The sequence below is a fragment of the Variovorax sp. F042 genome, from assembly GCF_057814215.1.
In genome coordinates this window covers 1-22859 of the sequence record NZ_JBVASX010000019.1, presented here as the reverse complement: position 1 = coordinate 22859, position 22859 = coordinate 1, and the positions used below count along the sequence as shown (strand labels likewise).

Genomic DNA, 22859 nt, shown 5'->3' with positions numbered 1-22859 from the left:
ATTCTCTAGAGAAAAAAAGGCACTATGGCCAGATCGAAAACTTTCAAGACGAAAAATAAGGCATGAGCACAACAAAATTGCGTATCGCGCCGGAGCTCGATCGCACCGACCGCGCCATCCTCCGCGCCCTTCAGCGCGACGCCTCGCTGTCGAACGTGGCGCTGGCCGCCAAGGTCAATCTCAGTGCGGCCGCCTGCCTGCGCCGCGTCGAGCGGCTCAAGGCGGAGGGGTTCATCAAGGGCATCGTCGCCCTGCTCGATGCCGACGCGCTCGACGTCGGCATGCTCGTGATGATCGGCGTGGTGCTTGACCGCTCCACGCCTGACTCGTTCGCCGATTTCGAGAAGGCCGCGCAGAAGGTGTCGGGCTGCCTCGAGTGCCATGTGGTCACGGGCGAGTTCGACTACTTCATGCTCGTGCGCACGCGCGACAACGACAGCTTCAACCACCTGCATGCCGAGCAGCTGCTGTACCTGCCGGGGGTGCGGCAGGTCCGGACTTTCGTTGTGCTCAAGCAGGTGCTGTCGACCACGCAGTTGCCGATCTGACGAAACCGGCGCCCGCCCGCGTGCGTACTGTTGCGATGAGTCTTCCCACCTTCGCGTCACTCCACCGGCGTCGCGGCGCTTTCTTCATCGCCCTCTGCGTCATCGCCGCCGCGGTGCTCCCGGCCTGCTCGCCGGTCAAGGTGCTCAACGGCCTGGTGCCAACCGACACCTACCGGTTCCAGGGCGGCATCGCCTACGGCCAGGCGCCCCGCCAGTTGCTCGACGTGTACCAGCCGTTGCCGGCCACCCAGCCGGCCCAGGGTGCGCGGCCGCTGGTCGTGTTCTTCTATGGCGGCACCTGGACGACCGGCGACCGCGCCAGCTACAGGTTCGTCGGCGAGGCGCTGGCCGCGCGCGGCGCGGTGGTTGTGGTGCCCGACTACGGGCTGTCGCCGGCCTTCACCTACCCGGCATTCGTGCGCGACAGCGCGCTGGCCGTCAAATGGGCGCTCGACAACGCGGCCCGGCTGGGTGCCGATCCGAAGCAGGTGTTCGTGATGGGGCACAGCTCGGGTGGCTACAACACCGCGATGGTGGCACTCGACGAGCGCTGGCTCGGCGAGGTGGGCGCCAGCCCGAAGCAACTCGCGGGCTGGATCGGCCTGGCCGGCCCCTACGACTTCCTGCCCATCGGCGACCCGCAGGCGCAGGTTGCCTTCAACTGGCCGGACACGCCGCCCGACTCGCAGCCGCTGGCGCATGTCACGCCAGCCTCGCCGCGCGTGCTGCTCATGGCGGCATCGAAAGACGACCTGGTCTACCCCGACCGCAACACCGGGCAGATGGCCACGGCGCTGCGCGCGGCGGGCGTGCCGGTGCAGGTCAGGCTGTTCGACAACCTGAGCCACGTGACGCTGATCGGCGCTTTCGCCAGGCCCATCCAGTGGCTGGGTGGGCCGGTGCTGCCGCCGGTGATGGAGTTCCTCGGGTTGGCGTCAGTCCTGTCCCACAAGGGGGCTCGGTAGAATTGCGGCAGTTTTCTCTCGTCTTTCCGCCTTCTTCTTTCCCTAATTTCCGCGAGGTATTTCCATGGCACTCGTCTCGATGCGCGAACTGCTCGACCATGCCGCAGCCAATGGCTACGGCATTCCGGCCTTCAACGTCAACAACCTCGAACAGGTCCAGGCCGTCATGGAGGCCGCCAAGGAAACCGGCGCGCCCGTCATCCTGCAAGCCAGCGCAGGCGCCCGCAAGTACGCCGGCGAAGCCTTCATCAAGCACCTGATCCAGGCCGCCATCGAGCAGTACCCGAACATCCCGCTGGTCATGCACCAGGATCACGGCCAGAACCCCGACGTCTGCAAGGGCGCCATCGACCTGGGCTTCAGCTCGGTCATGATGGACGGCTCGCTCGAGGCCGACGGCAAGACCATCGCCAGCTACGACTACAACGTCGACGTCACCAAGAAGGTGTCCGACATGGCCCACCGCCTGGGCGTTACCGTCGAAGGCGAGCTCGGCTGCCTCGGTTCGCTCGAGACCATGAAGGGCGACAAGGAAGACGGCCACGGCACCGACGACACCATGACGCGCGAACAGCTGCTCACCGACCCCGAGCAGGCAGCCGACTTCGTCAAGCGCACCCAGATCGACGCGCTGGCCATCGCCATCGGCACCAGCCACGGCGCCTACAAGTTCACGCGCGAGCCCACCGGCGACATCCTGGCGATCGACCGCATCAAGGAAATCCACCGCCGCATTCCCAACACCCACCTGGTGATGCACGGCTCGTCGAGCGTGCCGCAGGAACTGCTGGCCATCATTCGCCAGTACGGCGGCAACATGAAGGAAACCTACGGCGTGCCCGTCAAGGAAATCCAGGAAGCCATCAAGCACGGCGTGCGCAAGATCAACATCGACACCGACATCCGCCTGGCCATGACCGGCGCGGTGCGCAAGTTCCTGGCCGAGAACCCCGAGAAGTTCGACGCCCGCGAGTGGCTCAAGCCCGCGCGCGAGGCCGCAAAGCTGATCTGCAAGCAGCGCTACATCGAGTTCGGCTGCGAAGGCCAGGGCGCCAAGATCAAGGGCGACACGCTGCAAGTGGTCGCCGCCAAGTACGCCAAGGGCGAACTGGCTCAGGAAGTCGTCTAAAAACTTCCTTGCGATTCGAAGGCCACCGTTCGCGGTGGCTTTTTTCTGCGCGCACAATCCGCTTTCCCGTCATCAGTTTCCCCACAGCATCTGTTCCCATGACCACCGTCCACACCTCCTCCATCCAGAGCCTGCCCCTGCTTGCGCGCGGCAAGGTGCGCGACAACTACGCCGTCGGCGAAGACCGCATCCTGATGGTCGCGAGCGACCGGCTCAGCGCCTTCGACGTGATCATGGGCGAGCCCATTCCCGGCAAGGGCGAGATCCTCACGCAGATGGCGCTGTGGTGGTTCGAGCGGCTGGGCCAGATCTGCCCCAACCACCTGACCGGCGACGCGCCCGAAAGCGCGGTCACGCCCGACGAAGTGCCGCAGGTCACGGGCCGCTCGATGCTGGTCAAGCGCCTGAAGCCCATTCCGGTCGAGGCCGTGGTGCGCGGCTACCTGGCCGGCAGCGGCTGGAAGGAATACCAGGAAAGCCGATCGGTCTGCGGCGTGCCGCTGCCCGAGGGCCTGACCAACGCCAGCAAGCTGCCGCGCCCGATCTTCACGCCCGCCGCCAAGGCCGCGGCCGGCGAGCACGACGAGAACATCAGCTACGACCGCGTGGTCGAGATCGTCGGCCCCAAGCTGGCCCAGCAGATCCGCGAGACCAGCATCGCCATCTACGAAACCGCCGCCCAGATCGCCCTGACCAAGGGAATGATCATTGCCGACACCAAGTTCGAGTTCGGCCTGGACGAGGCCGGCACGCTCGTGCTGATGGACGAAGTGCTCACGCCAGACAGCTCGCGCTACTGGCCGGTCGAGGGCTACCAGGCCGCGCTGGCCACCGGCGCCAACCCGCCGAGCTATGACAAGCAGTTCGTGCGCGACTGGCTCGAAGCCACCAAGATCAACGGCAAGCCGTGGGACAAGACGCCCCCGGCGCCGCGCCTGCCGGCTGAAGTCATCGAGAAGACGGCGGCCAAGTACCGCGAGGCGCTGGAGCGCTTGACGGGCTGATCCTTCAGCGCGACGTTCCCGAATTCAACAACGCCACCGTCCGCCCGCCGCCGTCCAGCAGCGCCAGCCGGCTCGGCCCCGCCAGCCGGTAGCTCGCGGTGCTCTGCAGCGCGGAAATGAACTGCGCTTCATTGGCCCCACGCACCGGGTCCGCGCAGGCCATGCGGGTAGAGGCCAGTTGGCCGATCCTCAGCGTGATGCCGCTGCGCGTGAAGGTGCCGGAGATGCGGTTGCAGCCGCCCGAGCCGCTGACGCGGCCGCTGCTGCGGTCGAACTGAACTTGTGCTTCGCTCTGCCCGACCGGCTCGTCACCCAACTGAGCAAGGCGCCAGACCGGCCCTTCGATCGGCTCGTCGAGGCTGATGCCGCTGCCGCAACCGGTCAGGGCGGTCAGCAGCGCCGTCGTGGCAAGAAGGGGAAACACGATACGGCGGGCGAAGGAGCGCATGGCCAGTCTTCCTTTTCAATCTGCAACAAGTTGAATCGGGCGTGATCGTATTCGAGGCGGCCACGAAAAAGCGACCCCGAGGGTCGCTTTGTGGATCCGCTTTCCGGATCAGCTCAGCACGATGCTGCTGAGGCGGCGGCGATAAGTGGCCACCACCGGATCGTCCGGCGGGATCTGCCCGTCGGCCACCTTCACCTTCGGCGGCTCGATCAGGTCGAGGATGGCGATGTAGGTCTTGCGGGCCAGGTCTTCGCTCCAGGTCTTGTCGCGCATCAGGATGTCGAGCAGCTCGTCCATCGCGTCGGTCCAGCGCTGTGCGGCCATCAGCAGGCGGGCACGGCCGAAGCGGGCGTCGAAGTCGCGCTTGTTGGCGGCGATCTTTGCCTCGAACTCGGCGATCGCAGGCGCAGCGCCTGCCACCGGTGCTGCGAAATCGATAGCATCCATCCAGCGCTGCAATGCATCGAAGCGGCGTACCAGCGTGGTCTTGGCGATCACCGGGGCGAAGGCGACCTTGGCGTCGTCGACGCGGCCTTCCTGCAGCAGCAGCTTGATGTAGTCGAAGCGGGCGTCGTCGTTGGCCGGGTCGGTGGCCACTGCGTGCTGCAGCCGTTCGAGCGCGCCCTGGGTGTCGCCCTCGGCCAGCGCTTCCTGCGCGGCGGCTTCTTCAGAGGCGGCCTCGGCCTCGTCGGCGCCCGGCACGTGCTTGTCGAGGAATTCGCGGATTTTCTCGGCCGGGATGGCTCCGACAAAGCCGTCCACCGGCTGGCCGTCCTTGAACATCACGCAGAACGGGATGCTGCGCACGCCGAACATTTCGGACAGCTGCGACGAAATCTGCGGCACCTTGTCGGCGTCGAGCTTGGCCAGCGTGAAGCGGCCGGCGTACTCGACTTCGAGCTTTTCGAGCACCGGGCCCAGCTGTTTGCAGGGGCCGCACCATTCGGCCCAGATGTCCAGCAGCACCGGCGTGGCCACTGAGCCTTCGATCAGTTCGGCCTGGAAATTTTCGAGAGTGATGTCGATCATCGGAACCAGCTGAGGGTGAAACGTAAAATTGAAACCATGAACGAAACCATTCAGGTCGGTGTAGTGATGGGCTCGAACTCCGATTGGGAGACGATGCGCAACGCGGTCGAGATTCTCCAGCAATTCGGAATCAGTCACGAAGCAAAGGTGGTCTCGGCCCACCGGATGCCCGATGCGCTCTTCGCGTACGCCGAAAGCGCCGCCGGGCGCGGGCTCACCGCGATCATCGCGGGCGCGGGCGGCGCGGCCCATCTGCCGGGCATGCTGGCCTCCAAGACCACGGTGCCGGTGCTGGGCGTTCCGGTGGCCAGCCGCCACCTGCAGGGCGTCGATTCGCTCTACAGCATCGTGCAGATGCCCAAGGGCGTGCCGGTGGCCACTTTTGCCATCGGCAACGCGGGCGCGGCCAACGCGGCGCTGTTCGCGGTGGCGATGCTGGCGGTGAACGATCCGGCGCTGCGCGCGAAGCTCGACGCCTTCCGCACGGCGCAGACCGCCGCCGCCGAAGCCATGACGCTGCCACCGGCTACCGCCGGCGACACTGGCAAGGCACCCCCCGTGTCCCCTTTCTCGCCGCAAGGCGGAGGTGCCCTGTGAGCAACAGCAAGAACGGTGACCTGCCCATCCTCCCGGGCGCCACGCTCGGCGTGCTCGGCGGCGGCCAGCTGGGGCGCATGTTCGCCCATGCGGCCCAGCGCATGGGCTACTTCACGGCGGTGCTCGATCCCGACACCGACAGCCCCGCCGGCCGCGTGAGCCACCACCACATCCACACCGACTACGACGACGTCGACGGCCTGGCCCGCCTCGCCGGCCTGGCCGATGCGGTGACGACCGAGTTCGAGAACGTGCCAGCGCCCTCGCTGGAGCACCTCGCGGTCGCGCGGCCGGTGTCGCCCGGCGCCTCGGCCATCGCCATCGCGCAGGACCGCATCGCCGAAAAGGCCCACTTCACCCGCTGCGGCGTGCCCTGCGCGCCCTATGCGGTCATCGAGACCGCGGCGCAGCTCGCCGCCGTTGAAGACAGCCTGCTGCCCGGCATCCTGAAGACCGCGCGGCTGGGCTACGACGGAAAGGGCCAGCAGCGCGTGAAGACGCGCGCCGAGCTGGTCGACGCCTGGCAGGCCACGGGCTGCGTGCCCTGCGTGCTCGAGAAGATGCTGCCGCTGGAGTTCGAATGCTCGGTCATCCTCGCGCGCAGCCGCGACGGGCAGATCGTGCACTTTCCGCCGCAGCGCAACCTGCACCGCGACGGCATCCTGGCTGTCACCGAGGTGCATCCGCAGAACATGCCGAAGACGGTGGCGCAGGGCGCGGTCAATTCGGCGAAGAGCATCGCCAACGGCCTGGGCTATGTGGGCGTGCTGTGCGTTGAGTTCTTCGCGCTGGCCGACGGCTCGCTGGTCGTCAACGAGATGGCGCCGCGCCCGCACAACAGCGGCCACTACACGATGGAAGCCTGCGACGTGTCGCAGTTCGAGCTGCAGGTGCGCACGCTCGCCGGCCTGCCGCTGGCCGCGCCGCGCCAGCACAGCCCCGCGATCATGCTCAACCTGCTGGGCGACCTGTGGTTCACCGAGGGCGGCGACAAGCCGGTTTCGCCGCGCTGGAGCGAGGTGCTCGCGCTGCCGGGCGTGCATCTGCATCTCTACGGAAAGATCGACCCGCGGCGCGGCCGCAAGATGGGCCACCTCACGCTCACCGGCGCCACGCTCGAAGCCGTGCGTGCCACCGCCTCGCAGGCCGCGCTGCTGCTGGGCCTGCCGGCGGTGACCACCGCCGATCTCGCATGATCCTCGACGGCCGCTCCCCCGAGTCCATTGCCGAAGCCGCGCGCGTGCTTCGCGCGGGCGGGCTGGTCGCCTTTCCGACCGAGACTGTCTACGGCCTGGGGGCCGACGCGAGCAGCGACATGGCCGTGGCCGGCATCTTCAAGGCCAAGGGGCGGCCCGCCGATCACCCGCTGATCGTCCACGTGGCGGCCGGCATCAAGGGCACCGAGTCGCTGTCGCGCTTCGCGCAGCCGCTGCCGCTCTTCGCGCAGAAACTCGTGCAGGCCTTCTGGCCCGGGCCGCTCACGCTGATCGTCACGCGCCAGCCCGGCGTGGGCGCGGCGGCGGCCGGCGGGCAGGACACCATCGGCCTGCGCTGCCCCTCGCATCCTGTGGCGCAGGCGCTGCTCGAAGCCTGCGCCCAGCAGGGTGTGCCCGGCCTTGCGGGGCCCAGCGCCAACCGCTTCGGCCGCGTCAGCCCGACCACGGCGCAGCACGTGCACGACGAGTTCGGCGACGCGCTGCTGGTGGTCGACGGCGGAGCCTGCGAGGTCGGTATCGAGTCGACCATCGTCGACTGCAGCCGCGGCGCTCCCGTGCTGCTGCGGCCCGGCCTGATCACGCGTGCGCAGATCGAGGCCGCCTGCGGCGAGAAGCTCAGCGACCGCGAAGTGCTCGAAACACCCGACCCGCGCGCCTCGGGCACGCTGGAGGCGCACTACGCCCCGGACGCCAAGGTGCGGCTGATGGACGCCAAGGCGATCCAGACCGGCCTCGACGTGCTGGGCGCGAATGCCGCGCACATCGCCGTGTGGTCGCGCACCGTGGTGCGCAGCCGCTCGCAGCGCGTGCTGCAGCGGCGCATGCCCGACGACGCGGCGGCCAGTGCGCAGCAGCTGTTCGCGGTGCTGCGCGAGTTCGATGCGCAGGGCGTCAAGCTGATCTGGGTCGAGATGCCGCCCGACACGCCCGATTGGGAAGGCGTGCGGGATCGCTTGCAGCGCGCGTCGGCGGCCTGATCAGCCCCCAGCGGCGAGCACGCCCTGGAAGAAGCCACGGGCGGAGGCCAGGCAGAACGGCGGCGCCAGCGTGCCGTGGTACGCCAGCGTGACCGCCTGCGCCTTGTCAGATGCGCTGCCCGACGTGTTCTGCGCCAGCAGGGCCTTGGCCTGCGCGAAGCCGGCACGGGCCGTCGAGTAGGCGTCGATCGCGGCCGAATCTTCCAGATCGACCACCGCCAGCGCGGTGGCCGGCACGCCCTTGGCGCGGAAGTAGCCTGACGTGGCGCGGGTGCTCACGAAGTTCACCGTCGGATCGTTGGCGCCGCCGCACATCAGCATCGGGCGGGTCGGCGTCCAGTTGCGCAGGTCGTTGGCGAGCGCCGCCTTGCGGAAGCCCGTGGACGGCTTGCAGTCCAGCGGCGAGGCCGTGCTCAGCGACGCCGACGTGGCCGGCAGCGCGTTGCCGGGGCAGGGCGTGGCCTGGATGTCGCCGGCGGCCTGCGTCAGGAAGCTCTGCTTGATGAGGTTGTTGGCGCCGTAGAAGATCGACAGCGAGGGGCTCACCGGCCCCGGCGTGGCATTGGCCGGGAACAGCGCCAGCTGCGGCAGCTTGCCGCTGGAGAACAGCGTGCCGGGCGAGGTGCTCGGCAGCAGGGTGTCGATGCCGTTGGCGTACTGCGCTTCATACACGTCGCTGGTGGAGCTGTAGACGTTGCCGAACTGCTGCTGCCAGCTGGTCGACAGCAGCGGCACGAACAGCGTGGCGCCCAGCGCCGGCCAGCCCTGGTAGGTGTAGTCCGTCAGCAGGCTGATGGCCGAGGGTGCCGACAGCGGCGCCGACGCCGTCACCGTCTTGCCCGTGGCCTGCATCTCGCGGTGCGCCGCCATTGCCACGTAGCCGCCCTGCGAGTAGCCGGTGATGAACAGCGAGCCGGCGTCGTTCGCGCCGATGCCCGAGAAGGTCTTGCGCGCGGCGGTGAGCGCGTCGACCATGTCCTTGCCCTGCTGGTCGCCGTTGAGATACGGGTGGTAGGGCAGGGTCGACTTGTCGTAGCCCGCGTAATTGGGCGCCACCACGATGTAGCCCTGCGCCGCGAACATGGCGGCAACCATCAGGCCCTCGCCGGCAGCCGCCTGCGTGCTGTCGGTCCACTTGGCCAGGTTGTAGGCCTTGGCGGCGGTGGTGCCGTGGGCATAGAGCACCACCGGACGCTGGCCGCCGCAGGCCACGTCGGAGCCGGTGGGCACCATGATCGCGGCGGTGGCGTTGGTGGCCTCGCTCTTCGCGCCGATGGTGCGGTATTCGAGGTAGCGCAGGTCGATGCCGCACTTGGGCGTGCCCGCCACCTGCAGCAGCGCCTTGCCCTGGTCGCTGGCCTGCAGGCTGGCGGTGAACTGGTCGGCGGTCAGCTTCGCCGTCTGCTCGGGCGGGTTGGTGACCACCGAGCCCCGGCCGTCGTCGGTGGCGGGCGGCGGAACGCCCACCCCGATGCCGATACCCCCGCCGCCACCACCGCCTCCGCAGGCGGCGAGCAGCAACAAGGTTGCGCCTGCGAGCGCCGTCAGGGCTGCTGTCTTGCGCATCGGGACGGACGAATGGGGGTGGGGCTTTGTCAAGGCATGTCTCCTGCGTTGGTTTTGTACGGAAAAGAACGACCGTCCGATTCTGTGCAGGGGCATGCCCGCGCGCAAGCGGGCGTTTGCCCTCAGAAGATTTCAGTACACGGCCGCTGGCCGTGCGCCTTGTCGAGCCGTCGGCCTCAGTTGTCCTGCGAGGCCCAGTCGACCAGCGCGTCGAACGCCGCGCGCGCCGCGCCCGCGTTCTCGCCGTTGGCAATGGCCACCAGCACGTAGCGGCGCCCGCTTGCGCCGTCTACGTAGCCGGCCACGCCGGATGCGTCGCGCAGGGTGCCCGTCTTCAGGTGGGCCGAGCCGCCGGAGCGCAGCGTGCGCTTCTTCAGCGTGCCGTCCACGCCCATGGCCGGCAGCGAGGACATCAGCTCCGGCATCACCGGCGAGCGCCACGCCACCTGCAGCATCTTGCCGAGCGCGGCCGCGCTGATGCGCTCGTCGCGCGACAGGCCAGAGCCGTTCTCGAACACCGGCTGCGCCTCGCCCGTGCCGATGCGCTCGCGCCACCACTGGCCCAACGCGGCGCGCGAGGCCTCGAAGGTGCCGCGGTTCTTCTGCGTGAGCCCGATCGTGAGGAACAGCTGCTGCGCCATCACGTTGTTGCTGTACTTGTTGATGTCGCGGATCACCTCGGCCAGCGGCGGCGATTCGAACTCGAAGGCCGGCTTCAGCCCCGCCGGCACGCGCCCCTCGCGCATCTGCCCGCCGACGCGCCCGCCCATCTCGGCCCACATGCCGCCGATGGCGCGCATGGCGTATGTGCGCGGATCGCCGTAGGCCACGGCCCAGCTCTTCTCGCCGCAGCCGGCCGGGAAGCCGCCGTTGAAGCGAATGCGGTTCACGTCGCTGAAGTCGGTGCGCAGCGCGGCGCGCCAGTCGCCGCATTCGCCGGGCACGATCGCCACGGTTGGCGGCATGGCCACGCTCGCCAGCGGGGGCTCGTAGCTCACCCGCGCGATCTGGCCGGCGCGGTCGGGCGCGAAAGTCATGTTGACCGACTTGAAGTTCACCAGCAGCGCGTCGGGCGAGGCGTTGTAGGGGCGCAGCGGCTCGCCGTCGAAGGCGCCCGGGTCGCCCTCGACCGTGGTCTCGAAGGCGCTGCGGTCGATGACGATGTCGCCGCTCACCGTGGTGATGCCCAGCCCCTGCACGTGGCGCAGCAGCAGCCACACGCGCTCCAGCACCAGCTTGGGGTCGCCCTGGCCCTTGATGTAGAGATTGCCGTTGAGCACGCCGTTGTTCACCGTGCCTTCGACGTAGACCGGCGTGGTCCAACTGTAGGCCGCGCCGAGCAGGTCGAGCGCGGCGTAGGTGGTGACCAGCTTCATGATCGACGCCGGGTTCACCGGCGCCTGCGTGCGCCAGGCCAGGCGCGGCTGGCGCGTGCCGTCGGCCTCGGCCACCAGCATGGTCACGGACTCGCGCGGCACCTTGGCGCGGGCGAGGGCGGCATCGACCTGGGTCGGGAGTGCTTGCTGGGCGAAGGCGCCAGCCGGGGCCAGCAAGGAGAGAGTCAGTGCGCAGGCCGCGCGGCGGAAGGCAAGAGGCATGCGGCGATTATCCCGGCGCAAACACATGCAGCTTCGCGTGATACAGCAGCATCACCGTCTTGGCGTCGGCGATGCGGCCGTCGGCCACCATGGCCAGCGCCTCGTCGATGGCCAGCTCCAGCACCTCGATGTCCTCGCCCTCCTCGGCCAGCCCGCCGCCCGCGCCGATGCGCATCGAGGGCTCGTAGGGCGCGACGAAGAAATGCAGCTTCTCGGTGACGGAGCCCGGGCTCATGAAGCTCTCGAAGATCTTCTGCACCGTGCCGAGCCGGTAGCCGAGTTCTTCCTCGACCTCGGCGCGGATGCGCTCCTCGGGCTCCGCGTCGTCGAGCAGGCCGGCCGCGGCCTCGATCAGCAGGTCGTCGTGGCCGTTGACGAAGGCCGGGTAGCGGAACTGGCGCGTCAGCAGCACGGTGCGCTGCGCGAGGTTGTAGGGCAGCAGGGTGGCGCCGTTGCCGCGGTCGTAGGTTTCGCGGTGCATGCGCTGCCATTGGCCGTCGTTGCGCCGCCAGTCGAAGGAGGTGGTGCGCAGCGTGTACCAGTTGTCGGAAAGCAGGGTGACTTCGTGCACCCGGACGCGGTCGTGGATGGTCATGGCGGCGAGCATATGTGCAAATTCGTGCAAAAACAAGAAAAAACGTGCAATAAACGGCGCGCACCGATACCATCGGCCGATGCTCACCAGCCAGCGCAAGCAACACATCCTCTCGGTCCTGCGACGTGACGGAAACGTCGTCGCGAAGTCGCTCAGCGAAGAACTCGGCCTGTCGGAAGACACCATCCGCCGCGACCTGCGCGAGCTGGCCGCCGAAGGCCTGTTGCAGCGCGTGCACGGTGGCGCGCTGCCGGTCGCGGCGGCCGAGGCCGACTTCGCGGGGCGCCAGCAACTGGCCCCCGACGAAAAGGTGGCCATCGGCCGCGCCGCTGCGCGCCTCGTGAAGCCGGGACAGGTGGTATTCATCGATGGCGGCACCACGGCCGTGCAGCTTGCGCGCCACCTGCCGGCGAATCTGCAGGCCACCGTGGTCACGCACAGTCCGTCGGTGGCCATCGAGCTGGTGGCGCATGCCGGCATCGAGGTGGTGCTGATCGGCGGGCGCCTCTTCAAGCACTCGGTTGTGGCGGTCGGCTCGGCGGCGATGGCGGCCATTGCGCGCATCCATGCCGACACGTATTTCATGGGCGTCACCGGTGTGCACGCCGAGGCGGGGCTGACCACGGGCGACCTGGAAGAGGCCGAGATCAAGCGCGCGCTGATGGCGTCGGCGGCCGAGACGGTCGTGCTGGCCTCGTCGGAAAAGCTCGGCGCAGCGTCGGCCTGGGTGGTGAACCCCGTGACCTCGGCCACCAGCCTGCTGGTATCGCCGGACGCTCCTGCCAAGGCGCTGGCGCCGCTGCGCAAGGCGGGGCTGGCCATTTTGCGCAGCGATAACGGCGCGTGACCCTGGGGATTGGCCGCCCCTCGATAATCGGCGGATGCCCCTCGCCCTGCCCAAGCTGCTCGCCTTCGACACCAGCACCGAGCACCTGTCCGTGGCCGTGCTTCACGGCGACAGGTTGCTCGCGCACAACGGTGTGGGCGGCGCGCAAGCCTCGACCACCCTGCTCCCGTTGATCCAGCAACTGCTGGGCGACGCCGGGCTGGCGCTGGCTGAGCTCGACGCCATCGTCTTCGGCCGCGGTCCCGGTTCGTTCACCGGGCTGCGCACCGCCTGCTCGGTGGCACAGGGACTGGCTTTCGGCGCCAAGGTGCCGCTGCTGCCGGTCGACACGCTGCTCGCCGTGGCCGAGGAAGCGCGCCATGCCTTCGGTGCCCAACAGGTGGTGGCCGTGCTGGACGCCCGCATGGACCAGATCTACGCCGCGCGCTACGACTTCGCGGCCAACGGCCCGCTTGGTGGCGACGACGAGCCTCTGCTGCTGTCGCCCGAAGACCTCGAAGTGCCCGCCGGCTGGGCGCTCGCCGGCAATGCCTTCGCCGCCTACGGCCTTCGCCTGGCCCCGCCCGCCACCCGCCACGAGGCGCTGCCGACCGCCACCGCCATGCTGCGGCTGGCCCCCGCGCTGCTCGCGGCCGGGCGCACAGTGCCGGCCGCGCAGGCCTGGCCGCTCTATGTTCGGGATAAAGTGGCGCAAACCACCGAAGAGCGCGCCGCCATCAAGGCGGCCGCAGCCGCCGCCAACTGACCCGCATGAGCGCCGTCCTCCAGCCCGTCGAAGCCCGCCTCGAACCGCTCACCGTCGAGCGGATCGATGCCGTCTGCGCGGTCGAGCAGACGGCCTACAGCCATCCCTGGACGCGCGCCAACTTCACCGATTCCATGGCCGTGGGCTACCACTGCCAGTGCCTGCTGGCGCCCGGCGTGGCACCGGGTGTGAGCTCGCCGGTCACCGATCTGGGCGAAACGCTGATCGGCTACTTCGTCGCCATGAAGGGCGTCGACGAGGTGCACCTGCTGAACATCACCGTCGCGCCGGCCTTCCAGCGCCAGGGCTGGGCGCCGCTCATGCTCGAGGCGCTGGGCGGCTGGTCTCGCGGCGAGGGCGCGCAGTGGCTGTGGCTCGAAGTGCGCCAGAGCAACCAGCGCGCGCTCGACATCTACATGCGCCAGGGCTTTCGCAGCGTCGGCGTGCGCAAGGGCTACTACCCGGCGCACGACGGCAAGCGCGAGGACGCCGTCGTCATGAGCCTGCGTTTGAACGAATCAGGCTCCGCCTGGGGAGCCTTGCGATGAGTGCGGTACAGACATTGAAGCTCGACGCTCGCCAGCGCGCGATGCTCGACGAGATGGGCGTGAAGGTCTGGTGGCCTGTGCCCGAGGCTGTCGAAGTGGCGGTGCCTGAGACGGCTGCTGTTGCCGAAGAAGAGGTGGCCGTGGCCGAGGAACGCGTGCAGGTCGAAGCACCCGTTGCCGCGCCAGCACCAGCCGCCCGGCCTGCTGCGGCACCAGCACCGGCTGCCCGCCCGGCGGCTGCGCCGCTGTCCCAGGGCGCTGCCGTACTGGTCGAGGCGCCCTGCCGCCTCTACGCCGACGCCGGCGCAGCGGAATCCACGCAGGGCGGCTGGCTGGTCGTGGCCGACATGCCGCCCGAAGCCGACGGCCGCCACGGCGAGCCCTTCGAGGGCGACGCCGGCCGCCTGCTCGACAACATGCTGCGCGCCCTGAAGCTGCACGACGGCCATACGCCAGTGCACCTCATGCGCACCCACCGCGGCGTGGCCGCCGGCCAGCCCGGCAGCCCGCGCGCAATCGATGAGGCCTTCGACGAGCACGCCGCAGCGCTCGCACCCCGCGTCGTACTGGCGATGGGCCCGCTGGCGGCGCAGAGCCTGATGCGCAGCGGCGACCCGCTGGGCAAGCTGCGCGGCCGCGTCGTGCCGCTGGATTCCGTCAGTGGCGCGGCGGTGGTGGCGACCTACCACCCCGCGTATTTGCTGCGCAACCCCGCCGACAAGGCGCGCGCCTGGGCCGACCTCTGCCTGGCCGCCGAACAGCACACGCCCGCGCCCAACTGAGGGCCGGAAACGGGCCGCCTAAAATCAGGCCCCATGACTTTCCTCGACAAGCTGGCCGCCGCACAGCAAAAAAACGGTTCCTTGCTCTGCGTGGGGCTCGATCCGGAGCCAGCCAGATTCCCGGGGCAATTCAAGGGCGACGCCAGCCGCATCTATGACTTCTGCGCGCGCATCGTCGACGCGACGGCCGACCTGGTCATCGCCTTCAAGCCGCAGATCGCCTACTTCGCGGCCCATCGCGCCGAAGCCCAGCTCGAACAGCTGATGGAGCACATGCGCCGCAACGCGCCCCACGTGCCCACGATCCTCGACGCCAAGCGCGGCGACATCGGCTCCACCGCCGAGCAATACGCCCTGGAAGCCTTCGAGCGCTACGGTGCCGACGCGGTGACGCTGTCGCCCTTCATGGGCTTCGATTCGGTCGCGCCGTACCTCAAGCACGAGGGCAAGGGCGCCTTCCTGCTGTGCCGCACCAGCAATCCCGGCGGGTCCGACCTGCAGGGGCAGCGGCTGGCGGATGTAGCGGGGCAGCCCTTTTTGTACGAACACGTCGCCAGGCTGGCGCAGGGGCCGTGGAACCTGAACGGCCAGCTCGGCCTGGTGGTGGGTGCGACCTACCCCGCCGAAATCGAGCGCGTGCGCGAGCTCGCGCCGACGGTGCCGCTGCTGATTCCGGGCGTCGGCGCCCAGGGCGGCGATGCTGTAGCCACGGTACGCGCCGGCTGGCGTGCCGATGCGCCGATCGTCGTGAACTCGTCGCGCGCGATCATTTATGCGTCGTCGGGCGACGACTTTGCCGAAGCGGCAAAAATCGCCGCGCGCACCATGCGCGACACCCTGGAAGCCGCCAAGCCCTGATCGGCCCCGGGTTCAGCCCCGGCGCAGGCGGGTGAAGAGCTCGAATTCCCAGTTGCGCATGCCCAGCAGCAGCGTGTAGCCCTCGCGGTCCTTGGCCGACAGCTTCTGGTCCGTCTGGTGCTGCTGCGCGAAGTCCTGCGCCACGCGCTGCAGGCGCTCCAGGAAGGCCGGCGCCAGCGAGCGGCTGATCGAGCCGTGCACCAGCAGCAGGCCCTCGGCCGGGCCGTCGAAGCCGCCGCGGTAGTAGTCGAGCACCACGTTCTCGCGAAAGAACTCCATCACCGGGCCGTGCGGCCGCCAGCGGAAGGTCTTGGCGAGCTTCAGGCGATACCGGTTGAGCGGGCGCAGTTCGATGATGCCGATGCGGTCCAGCTGCGCCAGGCAGCCGATGCATTCGGCCTCGCTCACGCGGTAGGCCGCCACGATCTGCTCCAGCGTCCACTGGCTCAGCACGCTGATGGCCACCAGCAGCAGCTTCTTGTCCTTGACCACGGCCTTTTCCTGCTCGTGCGTCAGCTCCTTCAGCAGCGGCTGGGCGTCGGCCACGCGGCGCGCCAGCTCGGCGAAATCGATCTTCAGCGCCCGGCAGATGGCGTCCACCCGCGACAGCGGCATGTCGCTCTTGGCCAGCATCCGCTTGACGCTGGATTCGGCCATGTCGAGCGACCGCGCCAGGTCGGCGTAGGTCATGCGGGCGCTCTTGAGTTCGTTCTTGAGGGCTTGGACGAGATCGACGGTGGTGCTCATGGGGCGGAAGCGTACACGGGCGCCGGCAAGTATCGATTGAAGATACCGTCAGGTGTGAATTAGTGCCACGTATCGATTCTCGATGCCTGTGGAGCGGCCCGCCACTAAATTCCGCGGCTCGTACAGACCACCCACCGAGGACCGCCATGCTCTTGCCCTCTCTCAGCCGCCGCGAACGCGGGTTGCTTTTCACCTTCGTGCTGCTCGCGCTGATCGCCTTCTTCGGGCCCGAGCTGCCGGCCGCCGAAGTCGCCATCGCCTCGGTGTTTGCCGACGACCGCGCCTGGCACGGCCTGCCCAACGCCATGGACGTGCTGAGCAACATCCCCTTCGTGGTGATCGGCCTGTGGGGCCTGTACCGGCTCAACCGCATCGACCGTTCGCACCAGGAGGCGCTGTCGCAGTTCCCGCTGGCCCCGCCCGCCAGCGACCCGCCCGACAACACGCTGGACTGCGCCTGGCTCTTCTTCGCCGGCCTGATCGCCACCGCCGCGGGCTCGGCCTTCTTCCACCTCGTGCCCGACGCCCCCCGGCTCGCGGCGGACCGCGCCGGCATGGCGGTGGCCTTCGCAGGGCTGATCGGGGTGGCGGTCTGCGAGCGGGTGAGCCAGCGCGCCGGCTGGCCCGCCGCCTGGTTCGTGCTGACGGCCGGCCTGCTCTCGGCCGAGGTGTTCCAGGAAACCGGCAACGTCATGCCCTGGGCGCTGGTGCAGTTCGGCGGCATGGCGCTGGTGGTGACGCTGGCGCTGGCCACGCCGATGCGCAAGTCGGTCGGGTTGAAGCTGGGCTGGGTCATCTTCTTCTACGTGCTGGCCAAGGCTTTCGAGCTGGCCGACCACCAGATCTACGAATTCACGCGGCACACGGTTTCGGGCCATACGCTGAAGCACCTGACGGCCTCGCTCGCCGGGCTGCCCGTGGTGCTTGCGCTCCACAAGCTCGAAATGCGCTGGGAAGCCGCACTACGGCACAATCCGGGCGCCGCCGCCGTGGCCGCCTGAGGAGCACTCTTCGAATGACAAATCCCGCCGCTGCCGCAGCCACACCCGTGGCCCATGAAGCGAACGCCCACGCCAACCAGTTCGCCCTCCTCAAGCAGCGGCGCTTCGCGCCTTTCTTCTGGACCCAGTTCGCCGGCGCGGCGAACGACAACCTCTTCAAGTTCGCCTTCACCGTCATGGTGACCTACCAGCTCCAGCTGAGCTGGATGCCGCCGGCCATGGCAGGGCTGGTGATCGGTGCGCTGTTCATCCTGCCGTTCTTGCTGTTCTCGGCCACGTCCGGCCAGCTCACCGACAAGTTCGACAAGACGAAGATGATCCGCTTCGTCAAGAACCTCGAGATCGTCATCATGCTGATCGCCGCCTGGGGCTTCGTCACGGCCAATGCCGTGGTGCTGCTGGGCTGCGTGTTCCTCATGGGGCTGCATTCCACGCTGTTCGGGCCGGTCAAGTTCGCCTACCTGCCGCAGGTGCTCGACGCGCGCGAGCTCACGGGCGGCAACGGCATGGTCGAGATGGGCACCTTCGTCGCCATCCTGCTCGGGCAGGTGGCGGGCGGGCTGCTGGTGGCGATACCGCAGATCGGCCACATGAGCGTGGCCGTGGGCTGCGTGCTGCTGGCGCTGGTCGGACGGGGCGTGGCGCAGGCCATTCCGAAGGCGCCGGCCACCGATCCGGGGCTGGTCATCAACTGGAACCCCATCAGCGAGACCTGGCGCAACCTCAAGCTCGCGAACGAGAACGTGGTGGTGTTCCGCTCGCTGCTGGGCATTTCATGGATGTGGTTCTTCGGCGCGGTGTTCCTGAGCCAGTTTCCGAGCTTCGCCAAGGAAGTGCTGCACGGCGACGAGCAGGTGGCCTCGCTGCTGCTGGTGGTGTTCTCGGTGGGCATCGGCGTCGGCTCGCTGCTGTGCGAAACGCTGAGCCGCCGGCAGGTTGAAATCGGCCTGGTGCCGCTGGGCGCCATCGGCATGAGCGTGTTCGCGATCGACCTGTACTTTGCCTCGCGCGGCCTGCCCAAGGTGCCCGAGATGGGCATCGGCGCCTTCGTGCACCAGGGCGCGCACTGGCGCGTGATGGCCGACCTGGCGCTGCTGTCGCTGTTCGCGGGGCTCTACAGCGTGCCGATGTATGCGCTGATCCAGCTGCGCAGCCAGCCCACGCACCGCGCGCGCATCATCGCGGCCAACAACATCCTCAATGCGCTGTTCATGATCGGTAGCTCGGTCATCGCCGGCGCGCTGCTGGGCGCTGGCTTCACCATTCCGCAGATCTTTTTGTTCACCGGCATCGCCAACGCGGTGGTGGCGTTCTACATCTTCATGCTGGTGCCCGAGTACCTGCTGCGCTTCGTGGCCTGGGTGCTGTCGCGCTTCGTCTACCGCTTCGATATCAAGGGCGAGTCGCACATTCCCACCGAGGGCGCGGCCGTGCTGGTGTGCAACCACGTGAGCTTCATCGACGCGGTGCTGCTGATGGCGGCGAGCCCGCGGCCGATCCGCTTCATCATGGACCACCGCATCTTCAAGGTGCCGGTGCTGGGCTGGCTGTTCAAGCTGGCCAAGGCGATCCCCATCGCGCCGCAGAAGGAAGACCCGGCAGCGTACGAAGCGGCCTTTGCCAAGGCGCTGGGCGTGCTGCGCGAGGGTGACCTGCTCGCCATCTTCCCGGAGGGCGCGATCACGCGCGACGGCACGCTGCAGCCCTTCAAGGGCGGCGTGATGAAGATCGTCGAGAGCGCACGCGCCGAAGGCCTGGAGCCGCCAGTGATCCCGATGGCGCTGATCAATCTCTGGGGCTCGTACTTCAGCCGCATCGAGCTGCGCGGCGGCGAACAGGTGGCCATGGCCAAGCCTTTCCGCCGCGGCTTCTTCAGCCGCGTGGGCCTGAACGTCGGCGGCCCCGTGCCGCCGGCCGAGGTGCAGCCCGAGTCGCTGCGCCAGCGCGTGAGCGCTCTGCTGGGCGCCTGAAACACCTCAAAAGTATCGGCTGCAGATACCGGTGGCGCTGAAAGCCGCCACTGGTGCAAGCATTCAAGCCTCGCGGTGCGGGGGCGAACCATCATTCGCTCACCTTCACTACGCCGCGAGGCACACATGCAACCCCTCTCATCCACCTCGACCGTTTTCATCCAGCGCGACACGCGGGCCTGGCAGTTCCAGGCCTGGGCTTCGTTCGCGATCGCCGTGTTCCTGTGCGCCACCGGGCTGAGCTGGCTGCCAGGGGAGGCGCTGGACCGGGCGTTCATGGTGATGGGCTACGTGTTCTGCCTGAGCACCGCCTTCATGCTGGCCAAGTTCGTGCGCGACAGCCAGCAGGCTGCCGAGCGCGGTGCCGATGCGGGCCGTGACGTGCCGATGTGGAAGCTGGTCGTCTGGGGCAGCTTCTTCACCGCGATGGGCCTGACCGGCTGGGGCCTCGTGCGCATGGAGATCAACGAGGCCTACAAGGCCTTCCTGGGCGTGAGCTGGCTGTTCCTCATCAGCTCGGCCTTCACGCTGGCCAAGACGCTGCGCGACCGCCATGAGGCCGATATGGCCGAAGCCCGCATGCAGGGCCGTCGCCAGGCCCGCGCCGAAGCCGCTGCTTCCTCTGCCGAATAACCCGTGTCCGATCAACGAAAGCCCATCATGAAAAAGTCGATTGCCGCTGTCCTCGTCGCCGCCTGCACCGCCTTCGTCGGCGTCACGGTTCCCCTGCATGCCCAGGCGCAGAGCGAAGCCTCGGTTGCTCTCTCTTTGATGCCTGTGGCATCGGTGGTGGTTACCGCCTCGGCCGTTGGAGCTTCTGCCACCACGGCGGTTGCGCTGCCTGCCGCGCTGTCGGTTGCCGGCTCTACGCTCACCGTGGTCGCGGTCGAAGCCTCGGCCGACGGCACGGTGTATGTACTCGAACGCGCCTCGGACGGCGCGCGTGCCAGCATCAAGGTGGCAGGGCGCGCGGCCAACGGCCTGTCGAATGCGGTGGGCACCAGCGTCGTCGTCAGCGTGATCGGCACGGGCGTCGTGCTGTCGGCCGCCGGCGAGGTGCTGGCCTTCGTGCCCAACGCCATCGGCCGCGCGCTGCTCTACAACGAGAGGCTGTCATGAAGCGCGGCGCGCTGCCGGTGTTCTGCGGGCTCGCCACCATCGTCGTCTTTGCCGCGATGGCCTTGCTGCCGATGCAGGCGCAGGCCGGCCGCTCGTGCGAGCAGGTCAAGCCGACGCCCGACGTGATCGTCAAGGGCATGCAGATGGCCGAGCGCACCTCGCAGGCGCTCGACGCCAGCGGCGCGCGCGTCGTGATCCTCGCGCGCGCCGGGCAGGACCTGAGCAAGTACGGCCTGCGCTATTCGCACCTGGGCTTCGCCTACAAGACCGAGGCCGGCCCGTGGCGCGTGGTGCACAAGCTCAACCAGTGCGGCACCGCGGTGGCCGCCGTCTACCGCCAGGGGCTGGGCGAGTTCTTCCTCGACGACCCGTGGCGCTACGAGGCGGCCTGGGTCGTGCCCACGCCCGACGTGCAGACGCATCTGCTGGCCGCGCTGAACGAATCGCCCGCGCGCATCGTGCGGCTGCACACCGCGCCGTACAGCATCGTGAGCTACGTCTGGGGCCAGAAGTACCAGCAGTCGAACCAGTGGGCAGTGGAGACGCTGGCCGCCGCCATGGAGCCCGCCACCATCAACAGCCGCGCGCAGGCGCAGGCCTGGATGCAGTTCAAGGGCTACGAGCCGACCACGCTGAAGCTCGGGCCGCTCACCCGGCTGGGCGGGCGCGTAGGCTCGGCCAACGTGGCCTTCGACGATCATCCGAACGACAAGCGGTTCTCGGACCGCATCGAGACGGTGACGGTCGATTCGGTGTTCGCGTGGCTGCCGCGTGCGGGGCTGGGTGCGGCGCCGGTGACACTCAGGCTTCAATGAAGAAAGACAAGAAGGAGAAAACAACATGAGCAAATCCCTGCGCCTTTCCGAAAAATGGTTCCGCCGCGGCCTCTGGCTGGTGGCGCTGGTGTTCGCGAGCTTCCTCATCGGGCTCGGCAGCACCGTCGTGAGCGACCTGCCGCAAGTCGAGCGCGTGCGCCAGCTCGACGACTTCATCGACAAGCCCAGGGCCGAGCCGCTGCGCGCCACCATCAAGGCCTCGGAAACCGCGGAGCTGCAGGCCGCGCGCGACCTGGACCAGATCCGCCTGCAGCTCAGCGCCGCGCAGCAGGCCAGCGCCAATGCACGCGAAACCTTCGGCAACTGGATCGCCACGCGTCGCGCCACCGCGCAGCCCGACCAGGACACCGAGCTCATTGCGCGCACCAAGACGCTCGACGCCTTCAAGCAGAAGGAAGACGAGCTGCAGCGCAAGGTCAACGCGCAGCAGCAGATCACGCTCGATGCGCGCCAGGCCGAGCAGCGCGCCCGCACGGCGCTTTCCGACCTGGAGCGCGACGCGCAGATCAAGCTCGACGCCGAATACCGCCGCATCGAGCTGCGCGTGTTCGCCTACCGGTTGGCGCTCACGCTGCCGTTGCTGCTGGTGGCCGGCTGGCTGTTCGTGAAGAAGCGCAAGAGCACCTACTGGCCGTTCGTGTGGGGCTTCATCTTCTTCGCGCTGTTCGCCTTCTTCGTCGAGCTGGTGCCCTACCTGCCGAGCTATGGCGGCTATGTGCGCTACGTGGTGGGCATCGTGCTCACGGTGCTGGTGGGGCGCTATGCCATCGTCGCGCTCAACCGCTACCTGGCGCGGCAGAAGCTGGCCGAGCAGCAGCCCGACCAGGTGCGGCGCGAAGAGCTCAGCTACGACACCGCACTTGCGCGCCTGGGCAAGAGCGTGTGCCCCGGCTGCGAGCGGCCGGTGGACCTGAAGAACAACGAGATCGACTTCTGCCCGCACTGCGGCATCGGCCTGTTCGACCACTGCGGCAATTGCGAGACGCGCAAGAGCGCGTTCTCGAAGTTCTGCCATGCCTGCGGCACCTCGGCCGCGCCGCGCGTTCTGCCGCCCATTGCGTCACCTGCCGCGTAGTCTGCGAATTCGGTCACAGGAGGCGGCCCGATCGACACACCGTGTAGCTGGTATGCCGCACGGTCGTGCTACAACCGCCGACTGCGACACAAACGTTGCCGCAGACTTCCAGCCAACCCCTTCGACGGAGCACCAGCATGAGCATTTTCGGCAGCATCCTTTCCAAGATTTTCCCGTCCGCAAACGCCGCGCCCGCACCTGCTGCGCCGGCCCCCGACGCACCCGCAGGCGCCCCCGCCGCAGCGGCGCCGCCGCCCGCCATCACCGTGGTGGACGTCGAGGCCCTGCTCGACGGCATGCCCGGCGCGAGCAGCCTGAACTGGCGCACCTCCATCGTCGACCTGATGAAGCTCCTGGGCCTGGACAGCAGCCTCGACGCACGCAAGCAGCTGGCCGCCGAACTGAGCTACGGCTCGGACACCAGCGACAGCGCCAAGATGAACATCTGGCTGCATCGCCAGGTGATGACCAAGCTGGCCGCGAACGGCGGCAAGGTCCCTGCCGAACTGCGCGACTGATCCGCTCGCAGTGTGACCCGTCCTGCCATAGGTTGACACCTATGAGGGACACAGAGCCGGCCTGTTCAAGCCGGCCAGAGACGCCCGATGGACCTCATCGGGCGTTTTCAATTTTAGGGATTGATGCGGTCGCTCCTGGT

At 68.4% G+C, this 22859-nt stretch carries 25 protein-coding genes; 19 read left to right on the top strand and 6 right to left on the bottom strand.

Features of this window, described 5'->3' with window-relative positions; genetic code table 11:
• Positions 1 to 62 precede the first annotated feature (62 nt).
• From ACZYSP_RS32890 to ACZYSP_RS32875, 4 genes are all read left to right on the top strand, one after another.
• Positions 63 to 548, top strand: coding sequence for an Lrp/AsnC family transcriptional regulator (locus ACZYSP_RS32890; RefSeq protein ID WP_093055402.1), 486 nt, complete (start codon positions 63 to 65; stop codon positions 546 to 548).
• Between the two features lie 35 nt (positions 549 to 583).
• Positions 584 to 1513, top strand: coding sequence for an alpha/beta hydrolase (locus tag ACZYSP_RS32885; RefSeq protein ID WP_489018764.1), 930 nt, complete (start codon positions 584 to 586; stop codon positions 1511 to 1513).
• A 64-nt stretch (positions 1514 to 1577) separates the two neighbouring features.
• A complete protein-coding gene (fba, locus tag ACZYSP_RS32880) occupies positions 1578 to 2642 on the top strand; it encodes a class II fructose-bisphosphate aldolase (RefSeq protein WP_013544161.1) in 1065 nt (354 codons plus the stop codon).
• Between the two features lie 98 nt (positions 2643 to 2740).
• Positions 2741 to 3646, top strand: a complete 906-nt coding sequence (locus tag ACZYSP_RS32875; RefSeq protein WP_093055406.1) for a phosphoribosylaminoimidazolesuccinocarboxamide synthase — start codon at positions 2741 to 2743, stop codon at positions 3644 to 3646.
• Between the two features lie 4 nt (positions 3647 to 3650).
• Here the strand turns inward: ACZYSP_RS32875 and ACZYSP_RS32870 are convergent, their stop codons facing one another.
• Both ACZYSP_RS32870 and ACZYSP_RS32865 read right to left on the bottom strand, forming a co-directional pair.
• Positions 3651 to 4094, bottom strand: a complete 444-nt coding sequence (locus ACZYSP_RS32870; RefSeq protein ID WP_093076189.1) for an META domain-containing protein — start codon at positions 4092 to 4094, stop codon at positions 3651 to 3653.
• Positions 4095 to 4202: 108 nt separating this feature from the next.
• Positions 4203 to 5123 (bottom strand): tetratricopeptide repeat protein, encoded by a 921-nt coding sequence (locus tag ACZYSP_RS32865; protein ID WP_093076187.1) that lies wholly within the window; start codon positions 5121 to 5123, stop codon positions 4203 to 4205.
• Positions 5124 to 5159: 36 nt separating this feature from the next.
• Between ACZYSP_RS32865 and purE the strand changes: the two genes are divergently transcribed.
• Genes purE through ACZYSP_RS32850 form a run of 3 tightly spaced genes read left to right on the top strand, consistent with a single transcriptional unit; the run spans position 5160 to position 7914 of the window.
• Positions 5160 to 5720, top strand: coding sequence for a 5-(carboxyamino)imidazole ribonucleotide mutase (purE, locus tag ACZYSP_RS32860; protein WP_093174286.1), 561 nt, complete (start codon positions 5160 to 5162; stop codon positions 5718 to 5720).
• Positions 5717 to 6916: a 5-(carboxyamino)imidazole ribonucleotide synthase gene (locus tag ACZYSP_RS32855; protein WP_093076186.1), complete on the top strand. Its 1200-nt coding sequence runs from the start codon at positions 5717 to 5719 to the stop codon at positions 6914 to 6916. Before purE ends, ACZYSP_RS32855 begins: the two co-directional genes overlap by 4 nt.
• Complete coding sequence (locus ACZYSP_RS32850) at positions 6913 to 7914, top strand: L-threonylcarbamoyladenylate synthase (protein ID WP_093076184.1); 1002 nt, start codon at positions 6913 to 6915, stop codon at positions 7912 to 7914. The genes ACZYSP_RS32855 and ACZYSP_RS32850 overlap by 4 nt, the downstream gene beginning before the upstream one ends.
• Here ACZYSP_RS32850 and ACZYSP_RS32845 read toward each other — a convergent pair whose 3' ends face one another.
• The 3 genes from ACZYSP_RS32845 to ACZYSP_RS32835 all read right to left on the bottom strand — a co-directional run bounded on the left by ACZYSP_RS32845 (position 7915) and on the right by ACZYSP_RS32835 (position 11673).
• The gene (locus ACZYSP_RS32845; RefSeq protein WP_093076183.1) at positions 7915 to 9480 is read right to left on the bottom strand and encodes an alpha/beta hydrolase family protein; all 1566 of its coding nucleotides are present in this window, start codon (positions 9478 to 9480) and stop codon (positions 7915 to 7917) included. It lies immediately after the preceding gene.
• A 176-nt stretch (positions 9481 to 9656) separates the two neighbouring features.
• The gene (gene dacB, locus ACZYSP_RS32840) at positions 9657 to 11078 is read right to left on the bottom strand and encodes a D-alanyl-D-alanine carboxypeptidase/D-alanyl-D-alanine endopeptidase (protein WP_307614657.1); all 1422 of its coding nucleotides are present in this window, start codon (positions 11076 to 11078) and stop codon (positions 9657 to 9659) included.
• A gap of 7 nt (positions 11079 to 11085) precedes the next feature.
• A complete protein-coding gene (locus tag ACZYSP_RS32835; protein WP_489018759.1) occupies positions 11086 to 11673 on the bottom strand; it encodes a GDP-mannose pyrophosphatase in 588 nt (195 codons plus the stop codon).
• Positions 11674 to 11752: 79 nt separating this feature from the next.
• Between ACZYSP_RS32835 and ACZYSP_RS32830 the strand changes: the two genes are divergently transcribed.
• From ACZYSP_RS32830 to pyrF, 5 genes are read left to right on the top strand one after another with little or no spacing between them, the layout of a single operon-like run.
• On the top strand, positions 11753 to 12520 hold the full coding sequence (locus ACZYSP_RS32830; RefSeq protein ID WP_093076180.1) for a DeoR/GlpR family DNA-binding transcription regulator: 768 nt from the start codon (positions 11753 to 11755) through the stop codon (positions 12518 to 12520).
• A gap of 34 nt (positions 12521 to 12554) precedes the next feature.
• Positions 12555 to 13265: a tRNA (adenosine(37)-N6)-threonylcarbamoyltransferase complex dimerization subunit type 1 TsaB gene (gene tsaB / locus ACZYSP_RS32825; protein ID WP_489018757.1), complete on the top strand. Its 711-nt coding sequence runs from the start codon at positions 12555 to 12557 to the stop codon at positions 13263 to 13265.
• Positions 13266 to 13270: 5 nt separating this feature from the next.
• The gene (gene rimI, locus ACZYSP_RS32820) at positions 13271 to 13813 is read left to right on the top strand and encodes a ribosomal protein S18-alanine N-acetyltransferase (protein ID WP_307614654.1); all 543 of its coding nucleotides are present in this window, start codon (positions 13271 to 13273) and stop codon (positions 13811 to 13813) included.
• Complete coding sequence (locus ACZYSP_RS32815; protein ID WP_489018755.1) at positions 13810 to 14595, top strand: uracil-DNA glycosylase family protein; 786 nt, start codon at positions 13810 to 13812, stop codon at positions 14593 to 14595. Before rimI ends, ACZYSP_RS32815 begins: the two co-directional genes overlap by 4 nt.
• 33 nt (positions 14596 to 14628) lie before the next feature.
• On the top strand, positions 14629 to 15453 hold the full coding sequence (pyrF, locus tag ACZYSP_RS32810; RefSeq protein WP_093076177.1) for an orotidine-5'-phosphate decarboxylase: 825 nt from the start codon (positions 14629 to 14631) through the stop codon (positions 15451 to 15453).
• A gap of 12 nt (positions 15454 to 15465) precedes the next feature.
• Here pyrF and ACZYSP_RS32805 read toward each other — a convergent pair whose 3' ends face one another.
• Positions 15466 to 16200, bottom strand: coding sequence for a helix-turn-helix domain-containing protein (locus ACZYSP_RS32805; RefSeq protein WP_093055434.1), 735 nt, complete (start codon positions 16198 to 16200; stop codon positions 15466 to 15468).
• Between the two features lie 146 nt (positions 16201 to 16346).
• Between ACZYSP_RS32805 and ACZYSP_RS32800 the strand changes: the two genes are divergently transcribed.
• The 7 genes from ACZYSP_RS32800 to ACZYSP_RS32770 all read left to right on the top strand — a co-directional run bounded on the left by ACZYSP_RS32800 (position 16347) and on the right by ACZYSP_RS32770 (position 22719).
• Positions 16347 to 17201 (top strand): hypothetical protein, encoded by an 855-nt coding sequence (locus ACZYSP_RS32800; protein WP_093055436.1) that lies wholly within the window; start codon positions 16347 to 16349, stop codon positions 17199 to 17201.
• 14 nt (positions 17202 to 17215) lie between these two features.
• Positions 17216 to 19171 carry an MFS transporter gene (locus ACZYSP_RS32795; protein ID WP_093055438.1) on the top strand — a complete coding sequence of 652 codons (1956 nt, stop codon included), beginning with the start codon at positions 17216 to 17218 and terminating at the stop codon, positions 19169 to 19171.
• Between the two features lie 126 nt (positions 19172 to 19297).
• Positions 19298 to 19804, top strand: coding sequence for a YiaA/YiaB family inner membrane protein (locus ACZYSP_RS32790; RefSeq protein ID WP_093055440.1), 507 nt, complete (start codon positions 19298 to 19300; stop codon positions 19802 to 19804).
• Positions 19805 to 19831: 27 nt separating this feature from the next.
• Positions 19832 to 20290, top strand: a complete 459-nt coding sequence (locus tag ACZYSP_RS32785; RefSeq protein ID WP_489018752.1) for a hypothetical protein — start codon at positions 19832 to 19834, stop codon at positions 20288 to 20290.
• Complete coding sequence (locus ACZYSP_RS32780; protein ID WP_489018750.1) at positions 20287 to 21105, top strand: DUF2145 domain-containing protein; 819 nt, start codon at positions 20287 to 20289, stop codon at positions 21103 to 21105. Before ACZYSP_RS32785 ends, ACZYSP_RS32780 begins: the two co-directional genes overlap by 4 nt.
• Before the next feature lie 25 nt (positions 21106 to 21130).
• Complete coding sequence (locus ACZYSP_RS32775) at positions 21131 to 22201, top strand: zinc ribbon domain-containing protein (protein WP_093174266.1); 1071 nt, start codon at positions 21131 to 21133, stop codon at positions 22199 to 22201.
• 137 nt (positions 22202 to 22338) lie between these two features.
• Positions 22339 to 22719, top strand: coding sequence for a DUF3597 domain-containing protein (locus ACZYSP_RS32770; protein ID WP_093055446.1), 381 nt, complete (start codon positions 22339 to 22341; stop codon positions 22717 to 22719).
• Positions 22720 to 22859: the final 140 nt, after the last annotated feature.

What these genes read in the sequence shown, in the direction of transcription:
- ACZYSP_RS32890 (WP_093055402.1), top strand. Translation starts at nt 63, where the DNA reads ATGAGCACAACAAAATTGCGTATCGCGCCGGAGCTCGATCGCACCGAC.
- tsaB (WP_489018757.1), top strand. Translation starts at nt 12,555, where the DNA reads ATGCCCCTCGCCCTGCCCAAGCTGCTCGCCTTCGACACCAGCACCGAG.
- fba (WP_013544161.1), top strand. Translation starts at nt 1,578, where the DNA reads ATGGCACTCGTCTCGATGCGCGAACTGCTCGACCATGCCGCAGCCAAT.
- ACZYSP_RS32870 (WP_093076189.1), bottom strand. Translation starts at nt 4,094, where the DNA reads ATGCGCTCCTTCGCCCGCCGTATCGTGTTTCCCCTTCTTGCCACGACG.
- ACZYSP_RS32885 (WP_489018764.1), top strand. Translation starts at nt 584, where the DNA reads ATGAGTCTTCCCACCTTCGCGTCACTCCACCGGCGTCGCGGCGCTTTC.
- ACZYSP_RS32865 (WP_093076187.1), bottom strand. Translation starts at nt 5,123, where the DNA reads ATGATCGACATCACTCTCGAAAATTTCCAGGCCGAACTGATCGAAGGC.
- ACZYSP_RS32815 (WP_489018755.1), top strand. Translation starts at nt 13,810, where the DNA reads ATGAGTGCGGTACAGACATTGAAGCTCGACGCTCGCCAGCGCGCGATG.
- ACZYSP_RS32770 (WP_093055446.1), top strand. Translation starts at nt 22,339, where the DNA reads ATGAGCATTTTCGGCAGCATCCTTTCCAAGATTTTCCCGTCCGCAAAC.
- pyrF (WP_093076177.1), top strand. Translation starts at nt 14,629, where the DNA reads ATGACTTTCCTCGACAAGCTGGCCGCCGCACAGCAAAAAAACGGTTCC.
- ACZYSP_RS32775 (WP_093174266.1), top strand. Translation starts at nt 21,131, where the DNA reads ATGAGCAAATCCCTGCGCCTTTCCGAAAAATGGTTCCGCCGCGGCCTC.
- ACZYSP_RS32800 (WP_093055436.1), top strand. Translation starts at nt 16,347, where the DNA reads ATGCTCTTGCCCTCTCTCAGCCGCCGCGAACGCGGGTTGCTTTTCACC.
- ACZYSP_RS32795 (WP_093055438.1), top strand. Translation starts at nt 17,216, where the DNA reads ATGACAAATCCCGCCGCTGCCGCAGCCACACCCGTGGCCCATGAAGCG.
- ACZYSP_RS32830 (WP_093076180.1), top strand. Translation starts at nt 11,753, where the DNA reads ATGCTCACCAGCCAGCGCAAGCAACACATCCTCTCGGTCCTGCGACGT.
- ACZYSP_RS32850 (WP_093076184.1), top strand. Translation starts at nt 6,913, where the DNA reads ATGATCCTCGACGGCCGCTCCCCCGAGTCCATTGCCGAAGCCGCGCGC.
- ACZYSP_RS32845 (WP_093076183.1), bottom strand. Translation starts at nt 9,480, where the DNA reads ATGCGCAAGACAGCAGCCCTGACGGCGCTCGCAGGCGCAACCTTGTTG.
- ACZYSP_RS32835 (WP_489018759.1), bottom strand. Translation starts at nt 11,673, where the DNA reads ATGACCATCCACGACCGCGTCCGGGTGCACGAAGTCACCCTGCTTTCC.
- rimI (WP_307614654.1), top strand. Translation starts at nt 13,271, where the DNA reads ATGAGCGCCGTCCTCCAGCCCGTCGAAGCCCGCCTCGAACCGCTCACC.
- ACZYSP_RS32780 (WP_489018750.1), top strand. Translation starts at nt 20,287, where the DNA reads ATGAAGCGCGGCGCGCTGCCGGTGTTCTGCGGGCTCGCCACCATCGTC.
- ACZYSP_RS32805 (WP_093055434.1), bottom strand. Translation starts at nt 16,200, where the DNA reads ATGAGCACCACCGTCGATCTCGTCCAAGCCCTCAAGAACGAACTCAAG.
- purE (WP_093174286.1), top strand. Translation starts at nt 5,160, where the DNA reads ATGAACGAAACCATTCAGGTCGGTGTAGTGATGGGCTCGAACTCCGAT.
- dacB (WP_307614657.1), bottom strand. Translation starts at nt 11,078, where the DNA reads ATGCCTCTTGCCTTCCGCCGCGCGGCCTGCGCACTGACTCTCTCCTTG.
- ACZYSP_RS32785 (WP_489018752.1), top strand. Translation starts at nt 19,832, where the DNA reads ATGAAAAAGTCGATTGCCGCTGTCCTCGTCGCCGCCTGCACCGCCTTC.
- ACZYSP_RS32790 (WP_093055440.1), top strand. Translation starts at nt 19,298, where the DNA reads ATGCAACCCCTCTCATCCACCTCGACCGTTTTCATCCAGCGCGACACG.
- ACZYSP_RS32875 (WP_093055406.1), top strand. Translation starts at nt 2,741, where the DNA reads ATGACCACCGTCCACACCTCCTCCATCCAGAGCCTGCCCCTGCTTGCG.